At 66.9% G+C, this 17,358-nt stretch carries 15 protein-coding genes, 1 tRNA gene and 1 pseudogene; 11 read left to right on the top strand and 6 right to left on the bottom strand.

Annotated features, from left to right (window positions below; all coding sequences use genetic code 11):
* Positions 1-53: 53 nt before the first annotated feature.
* From QZM15_RS06485 to QZM15_RS06475, 3 genes and pseudogenes are all read left to right on the top strand, one after another.
* The gene (locus tag QZM15_RS06485; protein ID WP_059574121.1) at positions 54-2,363 is read left to right on the top strand and encodes a DNA translocase FtsK; all 2,310 of its coding nucleotides are present in this window, start codon (positions 54-56) and stop codon (positions 2,361-2,363) included.
* Positions 2,364-2,409: 46 nt separating this feature from the next.
* A pseudogene (gene lolA / locus QZM15_RS06480) lies at positions 2,410-3,081 on the top strand (outer membrane lipoprotein chaperone LolA); the annotation flags it as partial.
* Positions 3,082-3,359: 278 nt separating this feature from the next.
* The gene (locus QZM15_RS06475; RefSeq protein ID WP_059574119.1) at positions 3,360-4,670 is read left to right on the top strand and encodes a replication-associated recombination protein A; all 1,311 of its coding nucleotides are present in this window, start codon (positions 3,360-3,362) and stop codon (positions 4,668-4,670) included.
* 52 nt (positions 4,671-4,722) lie between these two features.
* Here the strand turns inward: QZM15_RS06475 and QZM15_RS06470 are convergent, their stop codons facing one another.
* Complete coding sequence (locus QZM15_RS06470) at positions 4,723-4,992, bottom strand: DUF2164 domain-containing protein (protein ID WP_059574118.1); 270 nt, start codon at positions 4,990-4,992, stop codon at positions 4,723-4,725.
* A gap of 248 nt (positions 4,993-5,240) precedes the next feature.
* Between QZM15_RS06470 and serS the strand changes: the two genes are divergently transcribed.
* The gene (gene serS / locus QZM15_RS06465) at positions 5,241-6,542 is read left to right on the top strand and encodes a serine--tRNA ligase (protein WP_099316164.1); all 1,302 of its coding nucleotides are present in this window, start codon (positions 5,241-5,243) and stop codon (positions 6,540-6,542) included.
* A gap of 115 nt (positions 6,543-6,657) precedes the next feature.
* Positions 6,658-6,748, top strand: a tRNA-Ser gene (locus QZM15_RS06460).
* A 159-nt stretch (positions 6,749-6,907) separates the two neighbouring features.
* On the opposite strand, the gene QZM15_RS06455 is transcribed toward QZM15_RS06460, so the two are convergent.
* Entirely contained in the window at positions 6,908-8,068 is a 1,161-nt protein-coding gene (locus QZM15_RS06455) for an alkane 1-monooxygenase (protein ID WP_124859561.1), read from the bottom strand.
* Positions 8,069-8,622: 554 nt separating this feature from the next.
* Here QZM15_RS06455 and QZM15_RS06450 point away from each other — a divergent pair.
* The 5 genes from QZM15_RS06450 (at position 8,623) to QZM15_RS06430 (ending at position 11,905) form a co-directional block, all read left to right on the top strand.
* Positions 8,623-9,246, top strand: a complete 624-nt coding sequence (locus tag QZM15_RS06450; RefSeq protein ID WP_226093718.1) for a GNAT family N-acetyltransferase — start codon at positions 8,623-8,625, stop codon at positions 9,244-9,246.
* A 169-nt stretch (positions 9,247-9,415) separates the two neighbouring features.
* Positions 9,416-10,201, top strand: a complete 786-nt coding sequence (gene minC, locus QZM15_RS06445; RefSeq protein WP_275934192.1) for a septum site-determining protein MinC — start codon at positions 9,416-9,418, stop codon at positions 10,199-10,201.
* A gap of 59 nt (positions 10,202-10,260) precedes the next feature.
* Positions 10,261-11,076: a septum site-determining protein MinD gene (minD, locus tag QZM15_RS06440; RefSeq protein ID WP_006476635.1), complete on the top strand. Its 816-nt coding sequence runs from the start codon at positions 10,261-10,263 to the stop codon at positions 11,074-11,076.
* A gap of 12 nt (positions 11,077-11,088) precedes the next feature.
* Positions 11,089-11,343, top strand: a complete 255-nt coding sequence (gene minE, locus QZM15_RS06435) for a cell division topological specificity factor MinE (protein ID WP_006476634.1) — start codon at positions 11,089-11,091, stop codon at positions 11,341-11,343.
* A 160-nt stretch (positions 11,344-11,503) separates the two neighbouring features.
* Positions 11,504-11,905, top strand: a complete 402-nt coding sequence (locus QZM15_RS06430) for a YXWGXW repeat-containing protein (RefSeq protein WP_059574114.1) — start codon at positions 11,504-11,506, stop codon at positions 11,903-11,905.
* A gap of 116 nt (positions 11,906-12,021) precedes the next feature.
* Here the strand turns inward: QZM15_RS06430 and QZM15_RS06425 are convergent, their stop codons facing one another.
* Positions 12,022-13,560 carry a chloride channel protein gene (locus tag QZM15_RS06425; protein WP_302106058.1) on the bottom strand — a complete coding sequence of 513 codons (1,539 nt, stop codon included), beginning with the start codon at positions 13,558-13,560 and terminating at the stop codon, positions 12,022-12,024.
* A 192-nt stretch (positions 13,561-13,752) separates the two neighbouring features.
* Here QZM15_RS06425 and waaC point away from each other — a divergent pair, with 192 nt between their 5' ends.
* Positions 13,753-14,751, top strand: coding sequence for a lipopolysaccharide heptosyltransferase I (gene waaC / locus QZM15_RS06420; RefSeq protein ID WP_060965696.1), 999 nt, complete (start codon positions 13,753-13,755; stop codon positions 14,749-14,751).
* Positions 14,752-14,770: 19 nt separating this feature from the next.
* Here the strand turns inward: waaC and QZM15_RS06415 are convergent, their stop codons facing one another.
* The 3 genes from QZM15_RS06415 to QZM15_RS06405 all read right to left on the bottom strand — a co-directional run bounded on the left by QZM15_RS06415 (position 14,771) and on the right by QZM15_RS06405 (position 17,162).
* Positions 14,771-14,950, bottom strand: coding sequence for a hypothetical protein (locus tag QZM15_RS06415; RefSeq protein WP_059574111.1), 180 nt, complete (start codon positions 14,948-14,950; stop codon positions 14,771-14,773).
* A gap of 104 nt (positions 14,951-15,054) precedes the next feature.
* Positions 15,055-16,365 carry an MFS transporter gene (locus tag QZM15_RS06410; protein WP_059574110.1) on the bottom strand — a complete coding sequence of 437 codons (1,311 nt, stop codon included), beginning with the start codon at positions 16,363-16,365 and terminating at the stop codon, positions 15,055-15,057.
* Between the two features lie 305 nt (positions 16,366-16,670).
* Positions 16,671-17,162, bottom strand: a complete 492-nt coding sequence (locus QZM15_RS06405) for an energy transducer TonB (protein WP_059574109.1) — start codon at positions 17,160-17,162, stop codon at positions 16,671-16,673.
* Positions 17,163-17,358: the final 196 nt, after the last annotated feature.

Genomic DNA, 17,358 nt, shown 5'->3' with positions numbered 1-17,358 from the left:
AAGCGCGATCGAACGACAGGCGGGCGCACGGCCCGTCCTCTTTATACGGATTCATGGCAAAAGCTCCTTATTCCGCCCAGGCACAGGCGTTGCCGCACCGGATGTCGAAGCTCCTCACGGAGATCCGCTGGATTCTCCAGGTCGCGCTCTGCGCCTTTCTGGTGATGGCCCTGCTGAGCTACAGCCGGCGCGATCCGAGCTGGACGCACGCCGCCCAGGTCGATCACATCTCGAACTGGGCCGGCCGCGTCGGCGCGTGGACCGCCGACATCATCCTGCTGCTGTTCGGCCTGTCGGCCTACTGGCTGATCGTGCCGCTCGGGCGGCGCATCGCCGTCAACTACCGCCGCATCACGCGTCACGAGGCGATTCCCGACGAACCGGAGCGGCCGATCGGCTGGCTCACCGAAATCTTTGCGTTCGTGCTGGTCGTGCTCGCCTGCGACGGCATCGAGGCGTTGCGCATGTGGTCGCTGAAGGTGCAGTTGCCGCGCGCGCCGGGCGGCGTGGTCGGCGAGGCCGTCGCGGGCGCGATGTCGCATGCGTTCGGCTTCACGGGCGGCACGCTGCTGCTGCTGATCGCGCTCGCGATCGGCCTGTCGCTGTATTTTCGCTTCTCATGGCTGTCGGTCGCCGAGCGCGTCGGCGGCGCGATCCTGTCCGCCGTCAACGTCGCGAAGCTGCGCCGCGAGGCCGAGCGCGACCGCAAGCTCGGCGAGGCCGCGGCGGTGCGCCGCGAAGGCAAGGTCGAAGAGGAGCGCGTGCGCATCGAGGATCACGAGCCGGTGACGATCGTGCCGCCGGTCGTCACGCCGGCGAAGTCCGAGCGCGTCGAGCGCGAGCGCCAGGTGCCGCTCTTTACCGACCTGCCCGGCGATTCGACGCTGCCGCCGGTGTCGCTGCTCGACCCGGCGCCGAAGACGCAGGAAGCGATTTCCGCCGATACGCTCGAATTCACGTCGCGCCTGATCGAGAAGAAGCTGAAGGACTTCGGCGTCGAGGCGAGCGTCGTCGCCGCGTATCCGGGCCCGGTCGTCACGCGCTACGAGATCGAGCCGGCCACCGGCGTGAAGGGCAGCCAGATCGTCAACCTCGCGAAGGATCTCGCGCGTTCGCTGTCGCTCGTGTCGATCCGCGTGGTCGAGACGATTCCCGGCAAGAACTACATGGCGCTCGAGCTGCCGAACCAGCGCCGCCAGACGGTGCATCTGTCCGAGATCATCGGCTCCGAGGTGTATGCGGCCGCGCCGTCGGCGCTGACGCTGAGCCTCGGCAAGGACATCGGCGGCAAGCCGGTGTGCGCGGATCTCGCGAAGATGCCGCACTTGCTCGTGGCCGGCACGACCGGCTCGGGCAAGTCGGTCGGGATCAACGCGATGATCCTGTCGCTGCTGTACAAGGCCACCGCCGAGCAGGTGCGCCTGATCCTGATCGATCCGAAGATGCTCGAAATGAGCGTCTACGAAGGCATTCCGCACCTGCTGTGCCCGGTCGTCACCGACATGCGCCAGGCCGGCCATGCGCTGAACTGGACGGTCGCGGAGATGGAGCGCCGCTACAAGCTGATGAGCAAGCTCGGCGTGCGCAACCTCGCGGGCTACAACAACAAGATCGACGATGCGGCCAAGCGCGAGGAGAAGATTCCGAACCCGTTCAGCCTGACGCCGGACGATCCCGAGCCGCTCGGCCGCCTGCCGAACATCGTCGTCGTGATCGACGAGCTGGCCGACCTGATGATGGTCGTCGGCAAGAAGGTCGAGGAACTGATCGCGCGGATCGCGCAGAAGGCGCGTGCGGCCGGCATCCACCTGATCCTCGCGACGCAGCGCCCGTCGGTCGACGTGATCACGGGCCTGATCAAGGCGAACGTGCCGACGCGGATCGCGTTCCAGGTGTCGTCGAAGATCGACTCGCGCACGATCCTCGACCAGATGGGCGCCGAATCGTTGCTCGGCATGGGCGACATGCTCTATCTGCCGCCGGGCAGCGGGTTGCCGGTGCGCGTGCACGGCGCGTTCGTCGCCGACGACGAAGTGCATCGCGTCGTCGAGAAGCTCAAGGAGCAGGGCGAGCCGAATTACGTCGAGGGCCTGCTCGAGGGCGGCACCGCCGACGGCGACGAGGGCTCGGCCGGTGCGGGAACCGGCGAAGGCGGCGGCGAGTCTGATCCGCTGTACGACCAGGCGGTCGAGATCGTCATCAAGAACCGCCGCGCGTCGATCTCGCTCGTGCAGCGTCATCTGCGGATCGGCTACAACCGCGCGGCGCGGCTGCTCGAGCAGATGGAGCAATCGGGGCTCGTGTCGGCGATGTCGTCGAGCGGCAACCGCGAAATTCTTGTGCCGGCGCGCGACGCGGAATGAGTCCGCGGCGCCCGCAGCGCCGGCCACCCAGGGAGAAAACCGCAATATGCAGCAACTTTCGTTCGTCCCTTCCCTTCGTTCGACGCGGCGCTGGCTCGGCGCGGCGCTCGCCGGCGCATCGCTGATGCTCGCGGCGACGCACGCGTTCGCGGGCGGCACCGAGCAACTGAAGGCCTTCGTGTCGCAGGTGCGTTCGGCGAAGGGCGATTTCACGCAGCAGATCGTCAAGGCGCCCGCCAAGGGCGCGAGCGCCGCGCAGGCCGCGCCGAAGCCCACCGACAATTCGAGCGGCACGTTCGTGTTCGCGCGGCCGGGCAAGTTCATCTGGACGTATCAGAAGCCGTACCAGCAGGTGCTGCAGGCCGACGGCGACAAGCTCTACGTGTACGACCGCGACCTGAACCAGGTCACCGAGCGCAAGCTGAACGGCGCGCTGGGCGCGAGCCCGGCCGCGATCCTGTTCGGCAGCAACGATCTCGACAAGAGCTACACGCTGCGCGATGCGGGCGAGAAGGGCGGCATCGAGTGGCTCGAGATGCTGCCGAAGGCGCAGGACACGCAGTTCCAGCGGATCGGCATCGGTTTCCGCAACGGCACGCTCGCCGCGATGGAGTTGCACGACGTGTTCGGCAACGTCACGCTCTTGACCTTCACGAACATCCAGACGAACCCGTCGCTGAAGGGCGATACGTTCAAGTTCGTGGTGCCGAAGGGTGCGGACGTGATCAACGGCTGACGTTCGTTGCGCCGTTTTCCCGACACGGGCCTGCCGTCAACGGCAGGCCCGTGTTGTTTGGGGGCGCGTGCAACAGACGCGTGTAACGGGCGCGTGCAACAGACGCGTGTAACGGACGCGTGCAACGGGCGCGTGCTACAGACGCGAGTACCGGCGCGGGCACCACGTGTACCAGCCCCGGCGGCGCGCTCGCTCGGCTGTCATAATGTCGGGTCCGGCGGCCGGTTCGGCCGCTACCGTTTGATGTGGAGCGAGGGTTCATGTCCGACCTGTTTCAAGTCGAGCCGCGCCGCCCGCTCGCCGAGGCGCTGCGGCCGAAAACGCTCGCCGAGGTGATCGGCCAGACGCATTTGCTGGGCGAAGGCAAGCCGCTGCGGCTCGCGTTCGAATCCGGCAAGCCGCATTCGATGATCCTGTGGGGGCCGCCCGGCGTCGGCAAGACGACGCTCGCGCGGCTCACCGCGCTCGCGTTCGACTGCGAATTCATCGCGCTGTCCGCGGTGCTCGGCGGCGTGAAGGACATCCGCGAGTCGATGGAGCAGGCGAAGGACACGCTGAACCGCACCGGCCGCCACACGATCCTGTTCGTCGACGAGATCCACCGTTTCAACAAGGGGCAGCAGGATGCGCTGCTGCCGTTCGTCGAATCGGGCCTCGTGACCTTCATCGGCGCGACGACCGAAAACCCGAGTTTCGAGGTCAATTCGGCGTTGCTGTCGCGGGCGCAGGTGTACGTGCTGAAGTCGCTGAACGACGACGAGATGCGCCAGTTGCTCAAGCGTGCGCAGGAAATCGCGCTCGACGGCCTCGCGTTCGACGACAAGGCGGTCGATACGCTGATCGGCTATGCGGACGGCGACGCGCGCCGCTTCCTGAACCTGCTCGAACAGGCGCAGACGGCGGCGACGTCGGCCGGCGTCGCGACGATCGATGCCGATTTCGTCGGCAGCGCGATGACGCTGAATGCGCGCCGCTTCGACAAGGGCGGCGACAACTTCTACGACCAGATTTCGGCGCTGCACAAGTCGGTGCGCGGCTCGAGCCCGGACGGCGCGCTGTACTGGTTCTGCCGGATGATCGACGGCGGCGCGGATCCGAAGTATCTCGCGCGGCGCATCGTCCGGATGGCGTGGGAAGACATCGGCCTGGCCGACCCGCGCGCGCTGCAGGTGGCGAACGACGCGGCCGAAACCTACGAGCGGCTCGGCTCGCCGGAAGGTGAACTCGCGCTCGGGCAGGCCGTCATCTATCTCGCGTGCGCGGCGAAGAGCAACGCCGGCTACAACGCGTTCAACCAGGCGATGGCGTTCGTGAAGCAGGACAAGTCGCGCGAGGTGCCCGTGCATCTGCGCAACGCGCCGACCAAGCTGATGAAGGAACTCGGCTACGGCCACGCCTATCGTTACGCGCACGACGAGCCGAACGCGTACGCGGCCGGCGAGACGTATCTGCCGGACGGAATGCGCGAGCCGCGCTGGTACCAGCCGGTGCCGCGCGGGCTCGAATCGAAGATCGCCGAGAAGCTCGCGTGGCTGCGCGAGCTCGATCGCGAGGCGGGCAAGAAGGACTGATCGGACTGATGGCGCCGCGCGGGCCGGTTCGATCCGCGCAGCCGTGGACGCATCAGCGCTTGCGGCCCGGCTGCTGTTTCTTCCAGTATTCGAACGGCTCTTCGTGGCATTCGATATCGAGTTCGGCGACCCGCGCATGCAGGCGTTCCTGCGCGTCGGCGATCGCGAGGTTGTAGATCGCCGGTGCGATCTCCTGAATGAAGAAATGGAGCAGCGCGCCGGCCTGGATGTTGCCGATCGGCTCGTCCATGTTTTCCGTGAAATAACGTTGCAGCGACGTGATCGCGCGGTCGCGCACGTCCTTGTCGAGTTCGATGGTCATCGGATTCCTTCGCGTGCTGTGACGCGGAGCCGGCGCTCCGCCTGATACGGTTGCCGCCCGCCGGGGCGGACATGTTGCGATCCGTCATGACGACGCGCGCGGCAATTCGCCGTCCGCCGATGCGGCGGCCCGGCAATGCGATACTGCCATGGCCGGCCGTTTGCGGCATTGTCCGTCCGGCCAACGCCGTGGCGGCCGCGGGGTGCGTTAGAATTCCCGTCTTACACAACGATTTTCCAAGTCCTCCCATGCTCGACATCCAGTTGCTGCGCAAAGACCTCGACGGCGTCGCCAAGCGCCTCGCCGATCGCGGCTACACCCTCGACGTCGCCGCGTTCTCCGCACTCGAAGCGGAACGCCGTGCGATCCAGACCCACACCGAAGAGCTCCAGGCGCGCCGCAACAGCTTGTCGAAGCAGATCGGCGCGATGAAGGGGAAGGGCGAGGACACGTCGGCCGTGATGGCCGAGGTCGGCGGGATCGGCGACGAAATGAAGGCGTCGGAAGCCAGGCTCGGCGACATCCAGGCGCGCCTGTCCGAGCTGATGCTCGGCATGCCGAACGTCGCGCACGAAAGCGTGCCGGTCGGCAAGGACGAAGCCGACAACGTCGAGGTGCGCCGCTGGGGCACGCCGCGCCAGTTCGACTTCGCGGTGAAGGATCACGTCGACGTCGGCACGCCGCTCGGCCTCGATTTCGAGACGGGCGCGAAGCTCGCCGGCGCGCGCTTCACGATGCTGCGCGGCCCGATCGCGCGCCTGCATCGCGCACTCGCGCAGTTCATGATCGACACGCACACGCAGCAGCACGGCTATACCGAAACGTACACGCCGTACATCGTGAACCCGGAGATCCTGTACGGCACGGGCCAACTGCCGAAGTTCGCGGACGACATGTTCCGCGTCGAGAAGGGCGGCGAGGAGAACAAGGTCACGCAATACCTGATCTCCACGTCCGAGATTTCGCTGACGAACACCGTGCGCGAATCGATCGTCGACGCATCCGCGCTGCCGATCAAGCTCACCGCGCATTCCCCGTGCTTCCGCTCGGAAGCCGGGTCGTACGGCCGCGACACGCGCGGGATGATCCGTCAGCACCAGTTCGACAAGGTCGAGATGGTGCAGGTCGTCGCGCCCGAAACGTCGTATGCGGCGCTCGACGAGATGGTCGGCCACGCGGAAGCGATCCTGCAGAAGCTCGGCCTGCCGTACCGCGTGATCACGCTGTGCACGGGCGACATGGGCTTCTCGGCCGCGAAGACGTTCGACCTCGAGGTGTGGCTGCCCGCGCAGAACACCTATCGCGAAATCTCGAGCTGCTCGAACACCGAGGCGTTCCAGGCGCGCCGGATGCAGGCGCGGTTCCGCAACGCACAGGGCAAGCCCGAACTCGTGCACACGCTGAACGGTTCGGGTCTGGCGGTCGGCCGGACGCTCGTCGCGGTGCTGGAGAACTACCAGAACGCGGACGGCTCGGTCACGGTGCCGGAAGTGCTGCGTCCGTACATGGGCGGCATGGAGCGTATCGACGCGCCGGCGCAGGCGTCGTAACGCGGCCGTTCGGCGCCTTCGCAAAAAATTTGCAAAAAGGGCTTGTCGGCCACGAAGAGATCGTCTTATAATCTTTTTCTCGCGGAAACGACCAGCCGCGAAATGCAGTAAGGAAGGAGAGGTGGCAGAGTGGTCGAATGTACCTGACTCGAAATCAGGCGTACGGTTTCCCCGTACCGTGGGTTCGAATCCCACCCTCTCCGCCAAAATACGAAGCCCCTTGATCCGGAAGGATCAAGGGGTTTTTCGTTTTGGGTCGCCGGTGCAATGTGCCGATTGCCGATGCAGTGACAGCGGGCGGGCTACCGGCGCACCGACCGTTTCAAGCGGTGCCCGCCGGTTTCCACACCGTCCTCGCCGAACCGTCACGCCCCAGCCGGATACTGCGCCAGCACCTTGTCTCGGATCGACGGCTTGATGTTCGATTGCGCCATGTCGCCGCGATAGTGCGCGCGAACGCGCGGGTTCATCACGCGATACCAGAGCGGCGGCACGTATGCGAGCAGGATCATCGTCGCGTAGCCGGCCGGCAATTGCGGCGCATCGTCGAAGTGGCGCAGCGCCTGGTACGAGCGCGTCGGATTCGCGTGATGGTCGGCGTGTCGCTGCAACTGGTACAGGAACAGGTTCGTGACGACGTGATTGCTGTTCCACGAATGCTGCGGCGTGCAGCGTTCGTAGCGGCCGCTCGGCAGCTTGCGGCGGCCGAGCCCGTAGTGCTCGACGTAGTTCACCACTTCGAGCAGCGAAGCGCCGTAGACGGCCTGGATCACGAGGAACGGGATCACGATCTTGCCGGCCATCGCGATCGCGATGCCCCATACGACCGCGGTCATCGCCCATGCGTGCAGTACTTCGTTGCGCCACGTCCAAGGCGAACGCCCGAGGCGCTCGAGGCGGGTTTTTTCGAGTCGCCATGCCGAGCGGATGCTGCCCGTCACCGTGCGCGGCAGGAACGCCCAGAACGATTCGCCATAGCGCGCGCTCGCCGGGTCCTCGGCGGTCGCGACGCGCACGTGATGGCCGCGGTTGTGCTCGACGTAGAAGTGGCCGTACGCGACCGGTGCGAGCGTGATCTTCGCGAGCCAGCGTTCGAAGCGGTCGGTCTTGTGCCCGAGCTCGTGCGCGGTATTGATCGAGATGCCCGTCGCGGCGCCGAGCGACAGCGCGAAGCCGACGTAGTCGTACCACGCGAGCGCGTGCGTGCCGACGATCCACACGCACATGAAGAACGCGACGTATTCGACGAAAGTCGCGAGATAGACGATGTACCGGTAATAGCGTTCGCGCTCGAGGTGCGGCACGACGGCTTCGGGCGGATTGTCGCGATCGTCGCCGATGAGCGTGTCGAGGATCGGGATCACGCCGAACGCGAACAGCGGACCGAACCACCAGAACACATGGAAGCCCGTCGACAGCGCGAGCTGCGCGGCGAGGATCGGCAGCGTGATCGTCAGCGCGCCGAGCAGCCACAGGTAACGCTTGCCATCCGACCAGCTCGAAGCCGATCCGTCGGTCGTTGCCATTGTCTCCCTCCAGTCGGCCGGCCCGCAGGCGGCCGCATGCAAGATCTTCGAATCCTCGTGGTCCGCGACGCGCGCGGCGGCCCCCGGATCGTCGCCCGGATCTGCCTGTTATACGACCGGCGTGCGCGCTTGCCAAACCCCCGCGCTAGGCGTGACGCTCCAAACGCCGGAGCATGCACCACGCGCGTATCGAAGCGCCCAGGCGCGCCGATTGAAACATGCAGGTAGGGGCGAATCTGTCCGTGGGTTGGCGCGTTCGTCAGATGAATGGCCCGGCGCGTGATGCGCGCATGCCGATGTGATGCCGCGGCAACAAATGGTGCATCGCAATAAGAAGGCCGGCGAAGTATTGCTGCAGCGCGTGTTTCGTTTGCTTGTATTACGTCGCATTACGGCCGCGGCAAGGCAATGCAACGCGGCTCGAAACCGGAGGGCCGTGCATCGCAAGGAGAACGAGGCGAAGCGCTGGATCACGACAGCACATTTACCGTCCAACAATCTGCGCCGATGCATCGATGCTGCACGTGCACACCGATCGGTGCGGGTCGTCGCCGATGACCTCCGCCGCCTTTCGATCCGCGCCGCCGTTTGAAAATTACGATTTGACTCATGCCCCGCTTTCGGTTGAAGCTACTAGCTTGCTGTCCGAAGGGGGCTGTGCCTGCATGAGTTCGACCTTGACCGTTCGTCGTATCGCTGCCGACCAGGGCGGCGTGTATCGCGAACTCCGCGCTGCATCGCTGCGTGAGCCCTACGCGCCCGGCGAAGCGCCGGAGGCCGAATTGCTGACCGTCGAAACGGACGCAGCGTCGGCGATCGCCGCGCAGCGCGCCGTGTCCGACGAGTCGACGACTTTCCTGCTGTACACCGAAGGCCATCCGGCCGGCATGATCGGCGCGTATTTCGACAACACGCCCGATCGGCGCGCGTTCGTCAGCGAACTGTGGGTCGCGCATGCGGTGCGTCACCTGCGCGGTGGCGTGCTGCTGCTGGAGACGGCCACTGCATGGCTCGCCGAGCGCGGCGCCACCGACGTCTACGCGTGGATCGCCGATGCGAACCGCAACGCGATCCGTTTCTACGAGCGTGCGGGTTTCGGCAACACCGGCGAACATGCGCCGATCGCGCGGATGCCCGGCGCGATGAAATCGCTGTTCGTGTCGCAGGTGAAGCACTGACGCTGTCCCGACACGCCAGCCGGGCGGCGCGATGACAGCGCGATCGGCCGCTGGCCTGCCCGCCTGCCGGTTGCGCGTCCGCCCGGGCCGCCGCAACCCCGAGTCCCAAAAATAATGGCCGCACGCGTGGACGCCTGTAAAATACGCAAAAAATTTTTGCAGAGTGTCCATGTCGCTTAAAAAATCGCCATTCTTCGAGCTGCGCAGCGGATCGGTCGATACGTTGCTGTTCACCGTGAAGACGACCGATCTCGATGCGTTGCGTGCCGAACTGGTCAAGCGCTTCGAAGCGACTCCCGAGTTTTTTGCCGACGATGTCGTCGCGATCGACGTCCGCCGCCTGGCTGACGGCGAACGCGTCGCGCTCGCGGACATCCGCCAGATGCTGAACGACGTGCGGATGCGTCCGGTGGGCGTCGTCGCGCTGGCCACGCAGGGCTGGGCGGGGGAAGCCGGCCTGCCGTTGCTGGAGGCGCGCGATCGCCGCGCGCCGGCCGCGAAACCTGCCGACGAAGCGGAACCGGCGGCCGTGCCAGCCGTCGACACCGCCGCCGCTGGGGAAGCCGAAACGGCGCCCGAACAGTCGCCGGAACCCGCGCCGGCGCTCGGGCAAGCCGGTGCGCAGACGCTGGTGATCGACCGGCCGTTGCGTTCGGGGCAGCAGATTTACGCGAAAGGGGACCTCGTGGTGCTCGCGCCGGTCAGTCACGGCGCGGAGATCATCGCGGAAGGCAATATTCATATCTACGCGCCGTTGCGCGGCCGTGCACTCGCCGGCGTGCACGGCAATCACGACGCGCGCATTTTCTGCACGTGTCTCGAACCGGAACTGATTTCGATCGCGGGTATCTATCGAACCACCGAGAACCCGCTGCCCGCCGACGTACTGGGCAAATCGGTGCAGATCCGGCTCGAAGAGGAAAAACTGATGATCGAACCGCTGCGCCTGACGTAATTCACGCGGTGCGCTCCGGGTCGATCGGCTCTCATTGACGAACACAGGGTATTGGGTAAATGGCAAAAATCATCGTGGTGACCTCGGGCAAGGGCGGCGTGGGCAAGACGACGACGAGCGCGAGCTTCGCGTCGGGTCTCGCGCTGCGCGGCCACAAGACGGCCGTGATCGACTTCGACGTCGGCCTGCGCAACCTCGATCTCATCATGGGCTGCGAGCGTCGCGTCGTGTATGACCTCGTGAACGTGATCCAGGGCGAAGCGAACCTGAACCAGGCGCTGATCAAGGACAAGAAGTGCGAGAACCTGTTCATCCTGCCGGCGTCGCAGACGCGCGACAAGGATGCGCTGACGCGCGACGGCGTCGAGAAGGTGCTGAACGACCTCGTCGCGATGGACTTCGAATACATCGTCTGCGATTCGCCGGCCGGTATCGAAGCCGGCGCGCTGCACGCGATGTACTTCGCGGACGAAGCGCTGATCGTCACGAACCCGGAAGTGTCGTCGGTGCGCGATTCGGATCGCATTCTCGGCATCCTGTCGTCGAAGACGAAGCGCGCGACTGAAGGCAAGGAGCCGATCAAGGAACACCTGTTGATCACGCGTTACAGCCCGAAGCGCGTGAGCGAAGGCGAGATGCTGTCGCTCGAGGACATCAGCGAGATCCTGCGCATCAAGCTGATCGGCGTGGTGCCCGAGTCGGAAGCCGTGCTGCACGCATCGAACCAGGGTCTGCCGGCCGTGCATATCGACGGTACCGACGTCGCCGAAGCGTACAAGGACGTCGTCGCCCGCTTTCTCGGCGAGGACAAGCCGCTGCGCTTCACCGATTACCAGAAGCCGGGCCTGCTGCAGCGCCTCTTCGGCAGCAAGTAACGGAGGCCGCCCATGTCCATCCTTTCGTTTCTCCTCGGCGAGAAGAAGAAGTCCGCATCGGTCGCGAAGGAGCGCCTGCAGCTCATCATCGCGCACGAGCGGGTCGGCGGCCGGCCGCCGGCCGATTACCTGCCGGCGCTGCAGAAGGAACTCGTCGCGGTCATCTCGAAGTACGTCCATATTTCGGACGATGACATTCGCGTGAGCCTCGAGCGCCAGGACGATCTCGAAGTCCTCGAAGTGAAGATCGAGATTCCGCAAGCCTGACGCTTGCGCGTGTCCCTCCGCACGGCGGCGCCCGCCGCCGTGCGCGTCTTACGCCCTGTTGCACTTTCGGGTACGCCGTAACACGGCGCCTGTCGGCCGTCATCCCCCGTCGCGCATTGAACGAATACGCTCGCGTAACTTGTTCAACCAGGAGGTTGTGATGGCTGTCTCTACCGTTTCACGTCGTCTCGTTTCGCTCGCGCTGTTCGCCGCGGGCCTGTCAGCCGTCGTCGCGCCGTTTGCCGCGCATGCGGACGAAATTCTCGTCGGCACGCCCGTGATCGCGCCGCAGGGGCGCATGGTCATCGCCGAGCCGGTCGCCGTGCGTACCGAGGAAGTCGTCGTCGTCGCGCCGAATGCGCCGCCGCCCGTGCGCTACGAGGTCGTACCGGCCACGCGCGTGGGCTACGTGTGGGAGCGCGGGCACTGGCGCTGGGACCATGGCCGCTACGTGTGGATCGGCGGTCACTGGGAAACCGAACGCGTCGGCATGCACTGGGTGCCGGGCCACTGGGATCAGCGCGGGCCGAACTGGTTCTGGACGCGTGGCCACTGGGCTTGAGGCAGGCGTGCGATGAAAAGAACCGCAATCGCCATCGCGCTCGTCGCGATCACGCTGGCCGGGTGCATCGTCGTGCCGGCGCGGCCGGCCTACTACCGGCCGGCGCCCGTCGTGATCTATTGAGTGTCGCGCGGGCCGGGCTGGGCCGGGCCGTGTGCGCCGGTCGCAGCCGGCGGCCCGGTATCGTCCGACGCCGGTGTCGGCGCGGCGCGGTCGGTCGCCGCCGCGGCGGCGGCAGGCTCGTCGCCGCCTTCGTCGCGCAGCGTATCGAGCGGGTCGGCGGGGGCCGCGTTTTCATCCTGGGGTTCGGCAACGTTGCTCGCGGTGGCTGCCGTCGCCGCAGCGGCCGCGACGGGAGGCGCGAGATAGCGCTGCGCAAGCGTTTCGTAGAGCGGCGGCGCGAAAAAGCGCGAGACCCGGCTCGATACCAGCGCGGTCGCCATCAGCGAAATCACGAGCGCATGCCCGTTGATCATTTCCATCACGATCACGAACGACGTGATCGGCGACTGCGTGACGGCCGCCAGATAGCCGACCATCGCGAGTGCGATCAGCATCGGCAGGCTCATGTTGCTGAACACGGCGTGCAGCAGGTTGCCGAAGCCGGCACCGATCGACAGCGACGGCGCGAAGATCCCGCCCGGGATGCCCGGCAGGTACGACGCGACCATCGACACCATCTTCAGGAACGGATAGAACACCGACAGATGCTGACTGCCGTCGAGGAGGCCGCGCGCCTCGGCGTAGCCGCTACCGAACGTCGTGCCGCCGGATACGAGCCCCACGACGGCGATCACGAAGCCGCAGAGCGCGGCGAACCTGATCGGCCGCTCGCGATACAGGCCCAGCAGTTGCGCGGGCAGCCAGCGCCCCGTGTTGAGCAGCAGCCAGCAGAACAGGCCGCCCGCGATGCCCGTCACGATCGCGGTGACCAGCACCGCCACCGCCAGCAGTTTCGGGAAATGGAGGCCGGCGTTGATCGTGCCGAAATACGTGTAGTTGCCGTTCAGCCCGAGCGCGACGACGCCGGCGAGGATGATCGCGGTGATCAGTACGCCGCTGGCGCGCGCGGAGAAGCTGCGGGTCAGTTCCTCGATCGCGAACACGATGCCGGCGAGCGGCGTATTGAACGCGGCCGACAGCCCGGCCGCCGCGCCGGCCAATACGAGCTGGCGTTCGATCTGCGCGTTCGAGCGCGGGTAGAAGCGCCGCAGGTTGAACATCAGCGCCGCGCCGACCTGCACGGTCGGCCCTTCGCGGCCGATCGTGAAGCCGCCGAGGATGCCGAGGAACGAGATCAGTACCTTGCCGAACAGGATGCGCAGCGTCAGCAAGCGGGCGCCGAACGCGCTCGGCCGCGCATGCAGTGTTGCGATCACCTGCGGGATGCCGCTGCCCTCGGCGCCGCGGAAGAAGCGGCGCGTGATCCATGCCGACAGCGCGGCGATCGCCGGCGTCAGCAGCAGCGGCAGCCACACGGCGTGATCGCGCATCGCGCGGAAAGACTCGTAGCCCCAGTCGATCAACCGGGCGTACAGGACGGCCGCGAGCCCGACGACGATCGCCCCGAGCCAGAAAACACCATATTGGCGCCAGATTCGCAGCGAGCGGCGGGTGAGGGCGGGAAACAGCGCGGGAAGGGCGGGGCGCGGCATTGGCTCGGGCCGGAGGGCAAAGAGGGAATTATAAAAAGAACCGGATGCCAGCGGGGACCGCGGAAGCCGATAGGGAATGACAAAAATCCACAAAAGAGATGCAATTTGTTGCAAATGTAATGCTCGCGTAATGTCTGTACATAGCAACCGTCGTTAGCATGCCAAGATAACCCGTCGAGAACCCCGCCAATCGTGAAACGCATCCTCATCGTGAAAGTGACGTCGCTCGGCGACGTCGTCCAGACGCTGCCTGTCGTCGCCGACCTGCATCGCGCCTTCCCCGGCGTGACGGTCGACTGGGCCGTCGACGAATCGTGCGCGGAGGTCGTACGCTGGCATCCGGGCGTGAGCGCCGTCCTGTGCGCGCCGCTGCGCCGCTTCAAGAAAATGCGCAATGTCGGCGACCTGAAGGCGATCTCGGCATCGATCGGTGCGTTGCGTGCGCATCGTTACGATGCGGTCATCGATCTGCACGGCGTCTACAAGAGCGCGATCATTTCGTCGCTGGCGCGCGCCGCGCGCCGTGTCGGCTACCAGACGCAGGATCTTGGCGAAACGGGCGCGCGCTTCGCGTATTCGCACCGTTTCGGCCCGCGGCCGGACTGCGACGCATGGCACGGGATGCGCGTGAGTGCCGGCGAAGCGCTCGGCTACGTGCCCGAAGGGGCTGCCGCGTACGGCATCGTCGCACCGCAGGACGCGAGCCTGCCCGCGGCCGTGACCGACGGCGGGCCGTTCATGCTGCTGTTCCATGCGACGTCCAACCCTGACAAGAAGTGGCCGGCCGAACACTGGGCCGCCCTTGCCACGGAGATGATGGCGCGCGGCGTGCGCGTGTTGCTGCCGTGGGGATCGGCGGCCGAGCACGACGATGCGCGGGATATCGCCGCTCGTGCGCCGGGCGCGATCGTGTTGCCGGCGATGACGGTGCGCGAGCTGGGCGCGGCGCTGGGCCGGGCCGCGCTCGTGGTGGGGGTCGATACGGGGTTCGTGCACATGGCGCACGCGTTGCAGCGGCCGACCGTGATGATTTTCGTCGCGACGTCGCGCCACCATTGCGGGATCGGCGGCGCGCCGCATGCGCTGTCGATCGGCGAGCCGGGCGCGATGCCGACCGTCGACGAGGCGCTGGACGCGATCGATACGGTCTGCCCGGCCTACGGCACGTTGCGCGCGCGGCTGTCCGCCTGACGCGGCGCGGCGGCCGTGGTCAGGCCAGCAACATCTCGACCGTGACGACGGCGGCGATGGCCGCCAGATTCGCCAGCAGCGCCTCGAACACGAGGCCGCGCCAGGTCTTCGGCCGGAACCGTAGCGCGAGCAGCAGCGCGCCACCCAGCGCGAGCGCGAGGATCACGACGAGATCGGCATTGGCGAGGCGGATATTCATGGCGGCGGCTCCTGTCGGGGCGGGATATCCGGGCGCGCGACGACGCGCCCAGGATCGAGTATAGAGCGCGCCTGCCGCCGTACAACCCGGGTCGCCCCGGAGGGTCAGACGAGCGATGCGTCGCGCGTTTCGCGCATCAGCAATACGCCGATCAGGCTGATCGCCGCCGCGACCGACACGTAGCCGCCGACCCACGACAGCCCGCCGCGCGCAGCCAGCAGTTGCGCGATATACGGTGCGATCGACGCGCCGAGGATCCCGCCGAGGTTGTACGCGACGCCCGCGCCCGTATAGCGGACGTTGGTCGGGAACAACTCCGGCAGCAGCGCGCCCATCGGCGCGAAGGTCACGCCCATCAGGAACAGTTCGATCGTCAGGAACAGCGCGACGAGCGGCATCGAGCCGCTGCCGAGCAGCGGCGCCATCGCGAACCCCGACAGCAGCGCGGCGAGCGCGCCGGCGACCAGCACCGGCTTGCGGCCGAAGCGGTCCGACGCCCATGCGGACAGCGGCGTCGCGAGCCCCATGAAGACGACCGCGAAACACAGCAGGCCGAGGAAGCTCTGGCGCGGAATATGCAGCGCCGACACGCCGTACGACAGCGAGAACACCGTCGAGATATAGAACAGCGTGTAGCAGACGACCATCGCGAGCGCGCCGAGCAGCGTCGGCTGCCAGTGCTGCGTGACGAGCGTCGCGACCGGCACGCGCACGCGCTCGTTGCGGTCGAGCGCCGCCTGGAACGCGGGCGTTTCGGTGATCTTGAGCCGCACGTACAGGCCGAGCGCGACGAGCACTGCGCTGACGAGGAACGGGATGCGCCAGCCCCAACTGCGGAACTGCTCGTCGGATAGCGACAGCGCGAGCGCGAAGAACAGCCCGTTCGACATCAGGAACCCGACCGACGGCCCCAGTTGCGGGAACATCCCGAACCAGCCGCGCTTGCCCTGCGGCGCATGCTCGGTCGCGAGCAGCGCCGCGCCGCCCCATTCGCCGCCGAGACCGATCCCCTGGCCGAAACGCAGCACGCACAGCAGCACCGGCGCGAGCGTGCCGATCGCGTCGTAGCCGGGCACGAAGCCGATTGCGGTGGTGGATACGCCCATCACGAGCAGCGAGGCGACGAGCGTCGACTTGCGGCCGATACGGTCGCCGAAGTGTCCGAACAGGAACGAGCCGATCGGGCGCGCGATGAACGCGATGCCGAACGTGACGAATGCGGACAGTGCCTGCGCCGTTGCGGAGCCGTGCGGAAAGAACACGGGGCCGATGACGAGCGCGGCGGCCGTTGCGTACACGTAGAAATCGTAGAACTCGATCGCGGTGCCGATGAAGCTCGCGAACACGATGCGCCGGTGGCTGACGGCGCCGGCCGAACCGGTTGCGTGTGCAACGGCCGGGGGGGATGCGGACATGGATGTCTCCGTTTTGTCGTTGGGGCAGCCGGCTGAGCGTGCGTTCGGCGGGCGACGGCCTGCCGGGCGCTGCCGGGCAAATGATCGATGCGGATGACGCGATGGCGGCGTGGACGCGCGCCGTGGCGCGGACGTCACCCGCCGGTCGACGATGGAGACGGGTACGTCGCCGCCGCCCGGTGCCGGCGTGGTCGGCTCGCTTGCCGGGTGCGGCGCGCGAACGCACGCGCGGCGTGATGGCCGCGCGAGTGCGGAAAATTATAGCCAGCAGCGCCGTGCACCGGCAATCGGGCCGCGGCGGCGCGTCAGTCGATCGACTGCGCCTGCGCGGACGCGGTGCTTTGCAGCTGGAAGTGGCCGTCGTCGTTGAAGAGCCAGCCTTCCATCAATTCGAGCCGGCCGTTGCCGTCGAGCAGCCGTGACGGCGGCGCCGGCAGCGGCGCCGAGCGGCGCAGCGACGCGAGCGCGAGCGCTTCCGCCTCGCTGTCGCCGTTGCTGCGATAGACGGACGCGTTGATCACGCGGCCGCTGCCATCGACGGTGAAGGCCACGACGACCAGCGAACGCAGCATGGCCTGCGGTGTGCCGTGCAGCATGCCGGACGGATTGCGCTCGGCGACGCGATGCGCGACCTCGACGCGATACTGGTCGAGCGTGCCGCTGCGTATGACCGACGGAATCGTCAGGACCGAGCGTAGCGACGAAGGCGGCGTGATCGTGCACGCGGCGAGCAGGGCGACGACGGCTAGCGCAGCGACACGCAGCCGGACGACGCGCGGACGGAGAAGGGGGCGCATGACGGGATGGCCGGGAGGGACGATAGAAAAATGATAGGCGTACCGACGCGAGACGATATGGGGGGAAACGCATAGCGCGCGGGATCGGTTGCTGCGATCGCTGATGATGACGGCCGGGCGCTGCGTCGAGCGACGTGCATCGCGCGCGGTGCGTCGCGAGGTGACGCGACATGTGACAGCGTCAGCGATGGACGCG

The organism is Burkholderia sp. AU44665 (genome assembly GCF_030504405.1).
Lineage (GTDB): Bacteria > Pseudomonadota > Gammaproteobacteria > Burkholderiales > Burkholderiaceae > Burkholderia > Burkholderia semiarida.
Note: the sequence above shows the minus strand (reverse complement) of the source record. Positions and strands in the feature narration are given on the sequence as shown.